Source organism: Streptomyces sp. CNT360, assembly GCF_000424785.1.
This window is the reverse complement of sequence record NZ_AUKO01000012.1, coordinates 116,913-130,900: the sequence shown is the minus strand read 5'-3', so window position 1 is coordinate 130,900 and position 13,988 is coordinate 116,913. Positions and strand designations below refer to the sequence as shown.

At 72.8% G+C, this 13,988-nt stretch carries 11 protein-coding genes; 4 read left to right on the top strand and 7 right to left on the bottom strand.

The features are described 5' to 3' along the window. Nucleotides 1-24: 24 nt before the first annotated feature. Complete coding sequence (alc, locus tag H297_RS0113605; RefSeq protein WP_027737504.1) at nt 25-1,167, bottom strand: allantoicase; 1,143 nt, start codon at nt 1,165-1,167, stop codon at nt 25-27. Continuing rightward, complete coding sequence (gene allB / locus H297_RS0113600) at nt 1,164-2,507, bottom strand: allantoinase AllB (RefSeq protein ID WP_027737503.1); 1,344 nt, start codon at nt 2,505-2,507, stop codon at nt 1,164-1,166. The genes alc and allB overlap by 4 nt, the downstream gene beginning before the upstream one ends. 269 nt (nt 2,508-2,776) lie before the next feature. Here allB and H297_RS0113595 point away from each other — a divergent pair, with 269 nt between their 5' ends. Next, nucleotides 2,777-3,601 (top strand): IclR family transcriptional regulator, encoded by an 825-nt coding sequence (locus H297_RS0113595; protein ID WP_027737502.1) that lies wholly within the window; start codon nt 2,777-2,779, stop codon nt 3,599-3,601. A 12-nt stretch (nt 3,602-3,613) separates the two neighbouring features. Here the strand turns inward: H297_RS0113595 and H297_RS0113590 are convergent, their stop codons facing one another. Continuing rightward, nucleotides 3,614-5,329, bottom strand: coding sequence for a serine/threonine-protein kinase (locus H297_RS0113590; protein ID WP_027737501.1), 1,716 nt, complete (start codon nt 5,327-5,329; stop codon nt 3,614-3,616). 62 nt (nt 5,330-5,391) lie between these two features. Next, nucleotides 5,392-5,727, bottom strand: a complete 336-nt coding sequence (locus H297_RS0113585; RefSeq protein WP_486589504.1) for a DUF5955 family protein — start codon at nt 5,725-5,727, stop codon at nt 5,392-5,394. Nucleotides 5,728-5,949: 222 nt separating this feature from the next. On the opposite strand from H297_RS0113585, the gene H297_RS0113580 reads away from it, so the two are divergent. The 3 genes from H297_RS0113580 (at nt 5,950) to H297_RS0113570 (ending at nt 9,740) form a co-directional block, all read left to right on the top strand. Continuing rightward, complete coding sequence (locus H297_RS0113580) at nt 5,950-6,600, top strand: nucleotidyltransferase family protein (protein WP_078514021.1); 651 nt, start codon at nt 5,950-5,952, stop codon at nt 6,598-6,600. A gap of 277 nt (nt 6,601-6,877) precedes the next feature. Then, entirely contained in the window at nt 6,878-8,509 is a 1,632-nt protein-coding gene (gene aceB / locus H297_RS0113575; protein WP_027737498.1) for a malate synthase A, read from the top strand. Nucleotides 8,510-8,786: 277 nt separating this feature from the next. Then, nucleotides 8,787-9,740, top strand: coding sequence for a hypothetical protein (locus H297_RS0113570; RefSeq protein ID WP_027737497.1), 954 nt, complete (start codon nt 8,787-8,789; stop codon nt 9,738-9,740). A 355-nt stretch (nt 9,741-10,095) separates the two neighbouring features. Here the strand turns inward: H297_RS0113570 and H297_RS0113565 are convergent, their stop codons facing one another. From H297_RS0113565 to H297_RS36215, 3 genes are all read right to left on the bottom strand, one after another. After that, the gene (locus H297_RS0113565; RefSeq protein WP_027737496.1) at nt 10,096-10,770 is read right to left on the bottom strand and encodes a GOLPH3/VPS74 family protein; all 675 of its coding nucleotides are present in this window, start codon (nt 10,768-10,770) and stop codon (nt 10,096-10,098) included. Between the two features lie 69 nt (nt 10,771-10,839). After that, nucleotides 10,840-12,375 (bottom strand): YfcC family protein, encoded by a 1,536-nt coding sequence (locus tag H297_RS0113560; protein ID WP_027737495.1) that lies wholly within the window; start codon nt 12,373-12,375, stop codon nt 10,840-10,842. Next, nucleotides 12,372-13,742, bottom strand: a complete 1,371-nt coding sequence (locus tag H297_RS36215) for a M20/M25/M40 family metallo-hydrolase (protein ID WP_051351830.1) — start codon at nt 13,740-13,742, stop codon at nt 12,372-12,374. The genes H297_RS0113560 and H297_RS36215 overlap by 4 nt, the downstream gene beginning before the upstream one ends. Between the last annotated feature and the right edge of the window lie 246 nt (nt 13,743-13,988).

Below are 13,988 nucleotides of genomic sequence, written 5' to 3'. Positions count from 1 at the left end.
GCCGCCCCTCCGGCACCGGGTGCGTCAGCCCAGCTCGGCGTGGTGCGCGGCCAGCCTGCGGGCGCCCTCGTCGGTGAGGGAGCCGAAGAGGTGGAGGCGCGCGACGGCCCCGTCCGGGAAGATGTCCATCCGCACGTGGGTGACCGGCGGGGCGTCGGCCAGCAGGAACCGGTGGATGGTGTCGGGCTGCAGGAGGGTACGCGGCAGCAGTTCGGTCCACTCGCCGCTCTCGCCGTCCTTGCCGACGAGGCCGACCCAGCCCGCCGAGTTGCCCCGGTAGCAGGCGGTGTCGATCTCGACGGCGCGGACACGGCCCTGCCCGGTCAGCGCGTAGCTGATCCAGTCGTTGCCCTTGTCCCGGCGGCGGCGGGTCTCCCAGCCCTCGTCCATCTTCTGCGAGCGGCCCGGCAGGATGGTGTTGACCGGCGGCGAGAAGAAGCGGTCCGAGGCGTCCTGGGCCAGGCCTCCGTTCTCCAGCGCGACCAGGTCGAAGGTGCCCAGCGCCGCCAGCCACTCGGGGTCGGGCGCGACCTCGCCGTGCACCCGCAGCCGCGCGATGCCGCCGTCGGGGTACTGACGCAGCCGCAGGTGGGTGAAGCGGCGCTCCTCGGTCACGGCGAACCCGTTCGCGGCGTGCCCGCCCACCGGGGTGCGGGGCACCAGGGTGGTCCACTTCACGTCGTCGGCCAGCAGCTCCTCCGGCGAGGGGGAGCCGGCCACGCAGGCGGCCTCGACGGAGACGAACGGCGGGTAGTTGCCGCGGAAGTGCGCGGTGTCCACCACCAGTCCGCGGATCACGCCGGGGGCGCCGAGCTTGACCAGCGCCCAGTCGTTCTCCCCCTCGGCGGGGTGCGGGGTCTCGCCGGAGGGACCGCGGCGACGGCGGGTCTCCCAGCCGTCCATGACCTTGCCCTTGTGCTGGAAGGCGTGCGGGTCGAACTCGGCGCGCTCGGGGTTGAGCAGGTTCTCCCGCTCGGCGAAGAACTCGTCGTTGGCGGCGATGACAGTGGCACCCAGCCGCCGATCGGCCAGGTCGGGGAGGTGGGCGAAGGGGAACCCGGCCTCGGGTGCGCGGTAGTCGGCGTAGGTGTCGCCGCCCGAGTAGGGCTCGGCATCTCCCGTGAATCCGGTGTGGCTGGGTGTTCCGGCGGTCTGCGCCGCTGTCATGCTGCCTTCCTTTCGATGAGTCGGCCGGTCTTCCCGGTGGGGGCACTGTGGTCCGCCACGCGTTCGCCGCGCAGCCACGCGGAGCGGACGACGCCGTACAGCGTCTTGCCCGCGTAGGCGGTCACCTGGTTGCGGTGGTGGAGATGCGCCGGATCCACGGTGAAGGTCTCGTCGGGCGCCAGGACGGCGAAGTCGGCGTCGCGGCCCGGTGCGATGGCGCCCTTCGCGTCGAGCCCGGCCAGCCGGGCGGGGGCCTCGGACATCCAGCGGGCCACGTCGGTGAGGGCCAGGCCGCGGCGGCGGGCCTCGGTCCAGATGGCGGGGAGGCCGAGCTGGAGGGAGGAGATGCCGCCCCAGGCGGTGCCGAAGTCGGGGGTCTTCAGGTCGGTGGTGCAGGGCGAGTGGTCGGAGACGACGCAGTCGAGGGTGCCGTCGGCCAGGCCCTGCCACAGACCGTCCTGGTTCTCCTTCTCCCGGATGGGCGGGCAGCACTTGAACTCGGTGGCGCCGTCGGGGACCTCCTCGGCGGTGAGGGTGAGGAAGTGCGGGCAGGTCTCGGCGGTGAGGCGGAGACCGGCAGCGCGGGCCTTCGCCAGCATCGGCAGGGCGTCGCTGGAGGAGAGGTGGAGCACGTGGACGCGGGTGCCGTGCTGCTCGGCGAGTTCGATGAGCAGCGCGATGGCGTCGTTCTCGGCGGAGCGGGGACGGGAGGCGAGGAAGTCGCGGTAGGCGGGGCCGCCCTTCTGGGGTGCGGCGGACAGCCTGCCGGGGTCCTCGGCGTGCACGATGAGCAGCCCGTCGAAGGAGGCGATCTCGGCCATGGCGGCGGAGAGCTGCTCGCGGTCCAGTTCGGGGAACTCCTCCACGCCCGAGGGCGAGAGGAAGCACTTGAAGCCGAAGACCCCGGCCTCGTGCAGGGGCCGCAGCTCGGCGACGTTGCCGGGGACGGCGCCGCCCCAGAAGCCGACGTCGACATGGGCCTTGGGCTCGGCGACCTCGCGCTTGATCCGCAGGTTGTCCGCGGTGGTGGTGGGCGGGAGGGAGTTGAGCGGCATGTCGACGAGCGTGGTGATGCCGCCGGCCGCCGCGGCCCGGGTGGCCGTCCAGAAGCCCTCCCACTCGGCGCGGCCCGGGTCGTTGACGTGGACGTGGGTGTCGACCAGGCCGGGCAGCAGCGCGTCCTCGCCGACGTCCTCCAGGGCGGCGCCCGGTGGCACCTCGGCGTCGTACCCGAGAACCTCCTCGATCCGGCCCGCGCCGTCGACCGTGACGGTCGCGGGGCGTTCCCCTTCCGGAGTGAGCACGCGCCGTGAGCGCAGGACGAGCCGCACGTCGGACAAACCGGCCTCCTTCAGCAGCTTCAACGTTCTGTTGAAACGTTCTGTTGAACGAATCCTCATCCGCCGGGGAGAGCCAGTCAAGGGTTGACCCCTTGGAGAAGTCCACGAAATGGAACTAGAATTTCGCCATACAGAAGGAGACCGGTATCTGCGCGGGGCGGGTACGGGGCGGCGAGCCCGCGCACGGGAGGCGATCCCGAAGAAGACGGGTCGCCGGTCCCCGCCCCCGATACCATGCGCCTGACCGCAGGCCAGGAAAGGAACGCGACGTGCCGCCGTCCGCAGAGCGTAAGCCCACCGCCGACGCAGCCCAGGCTGCCACGGCCCCTGCCGCATCCGGCGGAGTGCAGTCCCTGGAGCGGGCCTTCGACCTGCTGGAGAGGATGGCAGACGCCGGCGGCGAGGTGGGGCTGAGCGAGCTGTCCACGGCCAGCGGGCTGCCGCTGCCCACCATCCACCGGCTGATGCGCACCCTGGTCTCCTGCGGCTACGTACGCCAGCAGCCCAACCGGCGCTACGCCCTCGGCCCGCGCCTCATCCGCCTCGGCGAGAGCGCGGCCCGGCTGCTGGGCACCTGGGCCCGCCCCTACCTCGCGCGGCTGGTCGAGGAGACCGGCGAGACCGCCAACATGGCGATGCTCGACGGCGACGAGATCGTCTACGTCGCCCAGGTCCCCTCGCGCCACTCGATGCGGATGTTCACCGAGGTCGGCCGCCGCGTCCTGCCGCACTCCACGGGTGTGGGCAAGGTGCTGCTCGCCCACACCCCCGAGGACCAGGTGCGGGCGCTGCTCGGCCGCACGGGCATGCCCGCGGCCACCGAGAAGACGATCACCACCCCCGAGGGCTTCCTGGAGGCCCTCGGCCACGTCCGCGAGGCCGGGTACGCCACCGACGACAACGAGCAGGAGATCGGCGTGCGGTGCATCGCTGTCACCGTGCCCGACTCCCCCACCTCCGCCGCCATCTCCATCTCGGGCCCGGCGGGGCGCGTCACGGACGCCGCCACCGACAAGTTCGTGCCCCTTCTGCACGAGGTCGCGGCCGACCTGTCGGAAGCGCTGGCCAGTTCGGGCAACGGCGGCGGTCACTGAGCCCCCCGGGGCTCAGTCGTCCTTCGCCTCGACGGCGTCGCGCCAGACCGTGACGTCGAGCTTGACGTAGTCGCTCGTGCCGCCTCGCGGGGCGTGTGCCCGGTAGGTGACGAGGCCCACGTGCCCGGTACTGGTCAGCAGGCAGAGCCGGGAGCCGGGCGACAGCTTGCTCAGTGGCACGCTGTCGGTGTACCGCGTCTCCTGCCGGCAGGTCTTGAGCGAGCCCTTCTGCGACGCGCCGAGGACGGCGAGCTTGCCGTTCGGCTCGTCGATGCCGAGTTCCGGACCGTCGGTGCTCACGTCGAGGTACGTCAGCTCCGACGCCACTCCCCCGTCGTCCAGGTCCCTGGGTTTGAGTGGCTTGTCGGCCAGGGCCAGGAAGTACCCCTCGGGCAGGTTCACGTTCTTGTACGTCGCGGGCTCGGGGTGCGAGCGGGGCTTCGTCCCGCCGCCCGAGCCGCCGGCGGATCCGCCTGAGCCGTCCCCCACGCTGCTTCCGATCAGGAAGATCCCGCCCCAGAACAGCACCACGACACCGACGACCACCAGCGCGATCGTCTTGCCCCGGTCCCACCTGCGGCGCGGCGGCAGCGGACGCGGGAAGCCCGGACCGTACGGCCCGGCCGGACGCGGAGCGAACCCCGCTCCCGCGTACGGGCCCTGGGGCGGCGGCACGTGGTGGCGCGGCGGCCCCGCCGGCGCTGCCATGGTCGGCGCAGCGGCCATCCCAGGCGGCGGCGCGGGCGGGTGGGCCGCGGGTGCGTACGGCCCCGCGTGGGCCGTCACCGGGGCGGTCGGCGTCGGCCCGCGCAGCGGCGCGGGGGCCGCCGCGCGCTGCGTCACGTCCGCGGCCACGGCGCCCGGCAGCCAGTCGCCAGGCCGTCTCATCAACGTGGCCCCTGCGGCGGCCTGGCACAGCCGGATGACCTCGTCCGTGCCCGGGCGGTCACCGGGCTGCTTGGCCAGGCACCGGGTGACCAGTTCCCGCAGCTCCTGCGGAAGCCCCTCCAGGCGGGGCTCGTCGTGGACGATCCGGTAGAGCACCCCGTGCGAGGTGCCCTCGCCGAACGCCGGGGTGCCCAGCCCGGCGTAGGCGGCGATCTGCCCCAGCGCGAAGACGTCCGTGGCCTCGGTGACCGGGTCGCCCTCGGCCTGCTCCGGCGCCATGAACGAGGGCGTGCCCACGGTGACGCCGCTGCTGGTCAGCGAGGTGGCGTCGGCGGCGCGTGCGATACCGAAGTCGATGACGCGGGGCCCGTCGTCGGCAAGCAGCACGTTGGAGGGCTTCAGGTCCCGGTGGACGATGCCCGCCTTGTGGATGACCTGGAGGGCCTCGGCGATGCCCGCGACGAGGTGCAGCACGGTGCCGGACGGGAGCCGGCCGTGGTGGCTCACCGCCTCGGCGAGCGAGGGCCCCGCCACGTACGCCGTCGCCAACCAGGGGCGGTCCCCCTCGGTGTCGCTGTCGATCACCGGCGCGGTGTAGAGCCCCTGCACCCGTTCGGCCAGGCGGATCTCGCTCTCGAAGCGGCGCCGGAACTCCGGGTCCTCGCCGAACTCCGGCCGGATCACCTTGATGGCGACGGCACGCCCGCCCGGGGTGTGCGACAGGTAGACCCTGCCCATGCCGCCGGATCCGAGCCGCGCCGCCAGCCGGTACCCGGCGATCGACCGGGGATCGTCCGCCGCCAAGGGGCCGAAGATCTCTGGTGCCGTGCCGTCAGCCATGAGCTAGCGCCCCCGGAGTGTCGTTGGCCGATGGAAGACCAGCAGACCGTACCCGGCGAAGATCAGTGCGTGGTGCGTGGGGCCGTGCCGAAGAGCTCGACGGCCCCGCGGACGGCCGCCAGCGGTGACGCCAGTGCGCTGACGGAACCCACGGCGGCGGCCAGCAGCAGCAGCGACTGCCGCAGCTCCGCCGGAGCGGGGGCCCCGGCCTCCGCTGCGGCGGCCAGCGCCTCCAGCTCCCGCTCCGCCTCCAGACGGTCCCGCAACTGCGCGGGATAGGAATCGAGTTCACGCCGCATCCGGTGCACTGCACCGGCCAACGCCTCGATGCGGGGATCGGCGCCGACGTCCTGACCGGCTCTCACCACGCCCCGCTGTTCCATCGTCTCGCTCCGCACGTGCTCCCCCCACCTGGTTCTCCCCGGGCTCTCCGCGGGTCCCGGGAGTGCCGTTCCTCCGACACGTGTTGCGTGTCCGCCGGAGATTCCGACAGTAAACGCCACTCTCCGCGTGTGGCGCCACACGGAACGCGAGATTCGGGGGTCGGAATCGCAATGATCGTCCGCAAGGAGGAGAACCGTCCTCCCTCTCAGGCCGTACGCGCACGGTAGGGATGGACCATGACACGGGAACGGACACCCCACGAGCGTGAGCACTCCCCCACCACCGCACCCGGCGAGGGCGCCCCGCGGATCGCCGGACTGCTGCTCGCCGCGGGGGGCGGGCGGCGGCTGGGCGGGCGCCCCAAGGCGCTGCTGCCCTACCGGGGACGGCCGCTGGTGGAGCACGCCGTGGACATCCTGCGGGAGGGCGGCTGCGATCCGGTGCACGTGGTGGTGGGAGCGGCACGCGAACAGGTAAGGGAGTCGGCACGGACGGCAGGGTGCGTACTGGTCGACAACCCGGACTGGGAGCGGGGCATGGGCGGTTCGCTGCGGGCGGGACTCGCGTCCGTCGCACCGGAGGACGCCGACGCGGTGCTGGTCTCACTGGTGGACCAGCCCGGGATCGGCGCACCGGCCGTGGCCCGCGTCCGCGCGGCCTACCGCTCACGGGAGTCCCTCGCCGCGGCGGCGTACGACGGACGCCGGGGCCACCCGGTGCTCCTGGGAGCGGCCCACTGGACCGGCGTCGTGGGCAGCGCACGTGAGGACGCGGGCGCGCGGGCGTATCTGCGCGCGCATCTCGCGGAGTTGACGCTGGTGGAGTGCGCGGACCTCGCCGACCCCTCCGACATCGACACCCCCGAGGACCTGCACCACCTGCGGTGAGAGGCGGGGCGCATGGGCGGGTCGCGGGGTGGCACCCGGGGACAGGGGCGCCGCGGATTCCGGGGCCGGATCAGGGTGAGAGATATCTCGACGTCAACAAACTCTTGAAGTTCCACTATGAGGAAACTAATCTCCACTGATCAGAAGCACCTTCCTGTCCCGGAGGTGTTGATGGCCGCGTTCCGCGCGCCCGGCGCGGTACGCGGCACCCCGTGCCGCCTCGCTTCGCCCGAGGCCCGGCGGCCGCACATCACGCTGTCTGAAGGAGTGACCCACCATGTCCGCACCAGCGCCCTCTCCGCTGGAAATCGTCGGCGTCGATCCCGGGCGGCGCCCCGCCAGGCAGGACGAGGTGCTCACCGGCGCCGCGCTGGAGTTCGTCGCCGCGCTGCACCGTGAGTTCGCGCACCGCCGCGACGAGCTGCTCGCGCACCGCGCGGAGAAGCGTGCCGAGATCGCCCGCACCGCCACGCTGGACTTCCTGCCCGAGACCGCGCACGTGCGCGAGGGCGACTGGCGGGTGGCCGACTGCCCGCCCGCACTGCTGGACCGCCGCGTGGAGATCACCGGGCCCACCGACCGCAAGATGACCATCAACGCCCTCAACTCCGGGGCGAAGGTGTGGCTCGCCGACTTCGAGGACGCCTCGGCTCCCACCTGGGAGAACGTCATCGGCGGTCAGCTCAACCTGACCGACGCCTACGAGCGGCGCATCGACTTCACCGACGAGCGCAGCGGCAAGAGCTACGCGCTGCGCCCGGCCGAGGAGCTGGCCACCGTGGTGGTGCGGCCGCGCGGCTGGCACATGGACGAGGCGCACCTGGTCTGCGACGGCGAGCCGGTTCCCGGCGCGCTGGTCGACTTCGGGCTCTACTTCTTCCACAACGCGCAGCGGCTCATCGACGCGGGCAAGGGCCCCTACTTCTACCTGCCCAAGACCGAGTCGCACCTCGAGGCGCGGCTGTGGAACGAGGTGTTCGTCTTCGCGCAGGACTACTGCGGCATCCCCCAGGGCACCGTCCGCGCCACCGTCCTGATCGAGACCATCACCGCGGCCTACGAGATGGAGGAGATCCTCTACGAGCTGCGCGACCACGCCTCCGGGCTGAACGCGGGCCGCTGGGACTACCTGTTCTCCATCGTCAAGAACTTCCGCGACGCCGGCTCCCGTTTCGTACTGCCGGACCGCAACGCGGTGACGATGACGGCACCGTTCATGCGCGCCTACACCGAACTGCTGGTGCGCACCTGCCACAAGCGCGGCGCGCACGCGATCGGCGGCATGGCCGCGTTCATCCCGTCCCGCAAGGACGCGGAGGTCAACGAGGTCGCCTTCGAGAAGGTCCGGGCAGACAAGGACCGCGAGGCCGGTGACGGCTTCGACGGCTCCTGGGTGGCCCACCCGGACCTGGTGCCGATCGCCAAGGCCTCGTTCGACGCGGTGCTGGGCGACCGCCCGCACCAGAAGGAGCGGCTGCGCGAGGACGTCGACGTCAAGGCCGCCGACCTCATCGCCGTCGACTCCCTGGCGGCCCGCCCGACGTTCGAAGGCCTGCGCAACGCCGTGCAGGTGGGCACGCGCTATATCGAGGCGTGGCTGCGCGGGCTCGGCGCGGTGGCCATCTTCAACCTGATGGAGGACGCGGCCACCGCGGAGATCTCCCGCTCCCAGATCTGGCAGTGGATCAACGCGGAGGTCGTGCTGGACGACGGCCAGCAGGTCACCGCGGAGCTGGCACGAAAGGTCGCGGCGGAGGAACTCGCCGCGATCCGCGCGGAGATCGGCGAAGAAGCCTTCGCGGCGGGCAACTGGCAGCAGGCCCACGACCTGCTGCTGCGGGTCGCTCTCGACGAGACGTACGAGGACTTTCTGACCACCCCGGCCTACGAGATCCTCCGCCGCAACTGAACCGCCCCCGACGGCTGCACATCGCGGCGCCCGGCCCGGAGGACGGTGCCGGGCGCCGCGCCTCGTTGCGGCGCGGGGCGTCGCGCGCCGTGGCTCCGGCAGGTCCAGCGGTGCCGCGTCCCGTCCGGTCACCCGGCGTTCCCCAGCGTTGACAAAATGTTGATGGGGTTTGCATCCACTGTCCGCGGAGGCTAGCGTCCCCGCAATTCGCGTCTACGCGCGTCATGTCAGGAGCCGCACACCGTCGCGCGCTCCCGCACGAGTGAGAGGACTTTCCATGCATCGCTCGCCGCTCATACGCGCCTGTCTCGCCGGGGCCGCAGCCCTCGGCGCCGGCGTGGCCGTCGCCGCCCCGGCGCAGGCAGCCACCCCTGCCGCCCCCGGGACCACCGGGGACCACGGGTGGGTCTCCACCGGGGACGGTATGACCTCCGGCGTCAGCGGCATGGTGGTCACCGGGCGGCACGGCGGTGAGATCGACGCTCTCGTGGTGCGGGACAACAAGAAGGCCGGCGAGAACCGGCTGGCCCGGGTCTCCTACCGGCCCGGCAGGCAGGCCGACGTGCGGCCCCTCGGCTGGCAGGGCAGCAGCACACCCGTCGACCTCGAATCCATCGAGAAGGTGCCCGGCCATGAGGGCGAGTACATCGCCGTCGCCAGCGAAGGCAAGGGATACCGCTTCCAGGTCGGGCACGGCGCCGCACACGTGCGCGAGACCTTCACGCTCCCGGACATCGGCGAGGGCGACAACTTCGAGGACTTCGCGCTGACTTACCGCCACGGCAAGCTCGCCGCCGTGTGGGCCGACCGCGGCCAGGACGAGCGCCCCTCGACGCTGTACGCGGCGCGGATCTCCCTCCCCGAGCACGGGGCTGCGGACTTCGGTGCGGTCACCGAGCAGGAGCTGCGCGCCCCGTATCCGACCGAGAACGTGCGGCACGCCTCCGACCTCAAGATCACCGACTCCGGCTCGCTGCTGGTCGGTTCGGCCTCCGACCCGGGCGACGACGGCCCGTTCGACTCGGCGGTGTACGAGGCGGGCACCGTCTCGCCGGACCGCTCCCACGGTGTGTCCCTGCACGTGGCCAAGGACCCCGAGGTGCTCGGCAAGTTCGCGGGGCACAAGATCGAGGCGCTCGCCTGCCTGCCCGGCTCCCGCGAAGGGGTCCTCGGTACCGACGACGAGAACGCGGGCGGCGCCTTGAACACGGCCCGCTTCTGCGAGCGGTGACCGCCCCGTCGGACGGACCGGCCGGCCCGGACGCGGACGGCGGCACGGAACCCGGCGCTGCCGGCCGGGCCCGGCCCTGACCAGCCGTTCGGGGCCGCCACCGCCGCGAACGGGCCCGCGCCGCTCAGGCCGACTTGGCCAGCAGCCGACCCCTTCGCCGGAGGCCCCGGCGAAGGGGTCGGCACACGGGTGGTCTCCGGGAGGCCGGCAATGCTGCTCGACCGCTGTGCGGCCGTCTACCGGCGGCTCCGCGGGCCCGGCCGTCCGCACTCGTGTCCGGCACCGGGGCGTCCGGAGTGGCTGCGCGGACAGCCGGCCCGCGCTGAGGGCCGCCGTGGGGCGGCCCGCTCGCGGGTCAGCTCGTCGTCACGACTGTCGCGGCGACGGTGGTGGCGACCGTGACCGCCGCGAGGACCGCCTGCATGTCCTGGACGGCCGCGCGGAGGTCCTCCGCGGCCCACTGGCCCTCCGCGACGGCTTCCATCCGCGGCTCGACCTGCTTGCGGGCCACGTCGGGGAAGGCCGCGCGGTGCAGGTCGGCGGCGTGCAGCAGCGCGATCAACCCGGTGGTCCGCTCGTCCGGTTCCGCGCCGTACAGCACGACGTCGGCCAGCCGGTGCCGGACCTCGCGCTCCACGGAGCCGTCCGCCTCCGGGTAGCGGCGGGAGACGAAGATGCCGAGAGTGCGGTGCTTGCGCTCGGTGAGGACCCCGCGGGCGCACAGGCTCTCGACAGCGGCGTCGAAGGCCTTGGCCTGGTCCTTGGTGAGCCAGTCACCGACCTTGGCCTTCTTGTCCTGTGCCGCCCAGTCGGTGAGGGCGGTGAGGCGGCCGTCGAGCAGCGCGTCGCCGGTCGGCGCCGGGTCGACGACGGTGAGCCGGGCGTCGTCTGCGACCACCCGCCCCGCCAGCGTCAGCTCCAGCAGGATGCCGCCGGCGACGGCCCAGCCCGCCGCGTGGCGGTCCTTGGCCGCGCCGGAGTCGTCGTCCAGCGCCAGGAGTGCGATCTCCTCACCCAGGGTGACGGTCATGGTTCCCCCTATGTGCGTCCCCGTGTCTCTGGGGTCCGCTGCCCACCCGGCGGCCGCCCAAACGTCACCCTAGGTCAGCACCGTCCCCAGGGCGACGAACCCGGCGATCAGCAGCGCGAGGATGCCCAGCAGCGGGGCCGCGAAGCGCAGGTACCGGTCGTAGCCGACCCGGGCCAGGGAGATGCCGCCCATGATGACGGCGGTGGTGGGCACCCACAGGTTCATCCAGCCGCTGGCCGCCTGCCATGCGGTGACCACCAGGGCGCGGGGGACGTGCGCGAAGTCGGCGAGCGGCGCGAGGATCGGCATGGCCAGGGTGGCGTGGCCGGAGGTGGAGGGGATCAGGAAGGCGAGTGGGAGGTTGACGACGAAGACAGCGATGCTGAACAGGGCCGAGGGGACGCCGGTGACGGCGCCCTCGATGGAGTGCAGCACGGTGTCGGTGATCTTCGCGTTGTTCATGATGGTGGTCACGCCGCGGGCCAGGACGATGACCAGCGCGGGCGAGACGAAGTCGCCGACCCCCGCCACGAACGTCGAGGTGAAACGCTGCTCGCCCATCCGGGTCAGCGCGCCCACGAGGACGGACGCGCACAGGAACAGCGCCGCCAACTGCGGGAAGGACCAGCCCAGTTCCCAGCCGTAGGGGGCGGCGTCCGCCGCTCCGGTCAGCGCGCTCGCCCACGGGATGACCGAGAAGATCATGAACGCGAAGACCAGCACCACCGTCACCAGCACGAGTTGATGCATCCCGGTGAGCGGCGGCGGCTCGTCCGCGTCGGAGCGCACCGCGGCCTGGTCGCGGTCGCCGGGCCGGTAGCCGGACAGCGAGCGTTCCGGCCGGTCCCGCACGCGGCGCGCGTACCGCACGACGTAGCCGATGGTGACCGCCGTGAGCACCGCCCACATCAGGGCGCGCAGAACGATGCCGTCGCCGAGGGAGATGTCCGCGGCGGAGGAGGCGACGCCGGTCGCGAACGGGTTGACCGTCGAGCACAGGACGCCGATGCCGGCGCCGAGGATGATGGTGCCGGTCGCCACCATCCGGTCGTACCCCAGGGCCAGCATCAGCGGGACGATCAGCCCGTAGAAGCCCAGGGTCTCCTCGGCGAAGCCCTCGACGGTGCCCAGCAGCGAGAAGATGAGCATCACGCCGGTGATCAGCAGCGCTCCGCGGTCCCGCAGCCGGTGGGCGAGACGGCCGATGCCGCGGTCCATGGCGCCGGTCGCGAAGACGACGGTGATGAAGGCGCCGATGGCCAGCACGAACAGGAACACGCCCGCGGCGCCGTAGAGTTCGCCGGTGGCGTCGGGGCCGACCTGCCCGGTCCTGCTGTCCTGCACCCCGTACAGGCCGTTGACCGGCGAGAGGAACAGGTCGGTGAGACGGTCGAGGAAGCCGAGCCCGGACGGTTCGCGGTGGTAGGTGCCCTGCTCGGGGGCGCCGTCGGCGTCGCGCCGGTAGCTGCCGGAGGGCACGAAGAAGGCGAGCACCCACACCAGGACGGTGACGAGCGCCAGCACCGTCAGCGCGCTCGGGAAGGTGAAGCCGCGCGGAGCACCGTCCGGCCCCGTGGAGTGGCTTTCGGCGGTGTCGTCGCTCATGCCGGGTCTCCGGATCGGGACGCGCGGGAAGCGCGGAACGAGCGGGCGTAGTCGCGCAGGAAAAGCGCCTCCGCGAGCACCGTCGCGCGCAGTTCGGAGTACAGGACGCGTTCGTTCGGTCCGTGCAGGCCCGACCTGGCGTCCTCGGTGCCGAACATCAGGATCTCGGCACCGGGCACCGCCTGGGCCAGCCCGCACACCAGGGGGATCGATCCGCCCGAGGCCGCGTGCACCGGCTCGTCGTTCCAGGCGGTGCGCAGCGCCCCGTACGCGGCGCGGTAGGCGGGTCCATCGGTGGCCGCCTCGTACCCGGGGCCGGTGTGGGTGGGCGTGAGGGTGAGTGGCACCCCGAAGGGCCGCTGGGCCTCCAGGTGCCGCATCAGCGCGGCGAGTCCGTCCCGGGGGTCCTGCCGGGGGTGGACCCGCAGGTTGAGTTTGGCCCGCGCGTACGGGACGACCGCGCAGGTGCCGCCGTCCACGGTGGGGGCGTCGAGGCCGACGACGGTGAGGGCGGGACCGCTCCACAGCCGCTCCCCGAGACCGCCGGCACCGAGCAGCGGTACGCCCTCGCGCACGCCGGCGAGCGCACGGAACTCCTCCTCGCCGAGCGTCGCCCCCTCCCAGGGTTCGCGGCGCAGCCCGGGGACGGCGACGTCGCCGCGGGCGTCGTGCAGGGAGGCGAGCGCGGCCAGCAGGGCGAGCAGCGCGTCGGGGGCCGCCCCGCCGTAGGTGCCGCTGTGCAGCGCGTCGTCGAGGGTGCGGGCCTCCACGACGAGTTCGACGACACCGCGCAGGGCCGTGGTGAGGGTGGGCGTGCCCGGGCGCAGGCTGCCGGTGTCGGCGACGACCATGGCGTCGCAGCGGAAGGGGCCGGGGTTCGTCGGCGGGTAGTAGTCGAAGGGGCTGCCGTACTCCTCCTGTCCCTCGAAGACGATCCGGATGCCGGTCGGCGGCCGTCCGTTCCAGACGCGCAGCGCCCCGATGTGCGCGATGAGGTTGGCCTTGCAGTCGGCGACGCCGCGGGCGCGCAGGCCCAGCCCGTCCTCGGTCTCGGTCGGGGTGAAGGGCGGGGTGCGCCACAGGTGCGGGTCGCCGGGCGGCTGGACGTCGTAGTGGCCGTAGAGCAGGACGGTGGGGGCGTCGGGGGCGGGCGGCGGGAGGTGCCCGGTGAGGACGGGCGGGGTGTAGGGCGGAGTCAACTCCCGCAGCTTCCCCGCGCCCTGTGTGCCGCTCGCTCCGAAGCCCGCGCCGTGCAGCAGTTCGGTCAGGAGGGCGCGGGCTTCCCTCACGGGCGCTTCCGGGTAGCCCGGAAAGGTGATCGAGGGGAGCGCGGCGAGCCGTCTCAGATCGGCGACGAGGCCGTCCATCAGCCTCTCGACGCGCTCTTCCAGTTCTCTGTCGTCCGGTTCCCCGTGGTCCGGGTCGTCCGGCTCCGAGTGCTCCGCGACTGCGCCCACGCCCGCGCCTTTCTCTGTTTCCGGTCACCCACCCGGTGAAGCACAGCGCAGCATAGCGGTTCAAAACGCGCATAGGGCGCATAGCGGGCTGAGGGGCGAGGTCGGGGTCAGCCACCGGGAACGTGCGCTACGGCAGGACGAAGCCGAGGACCACAC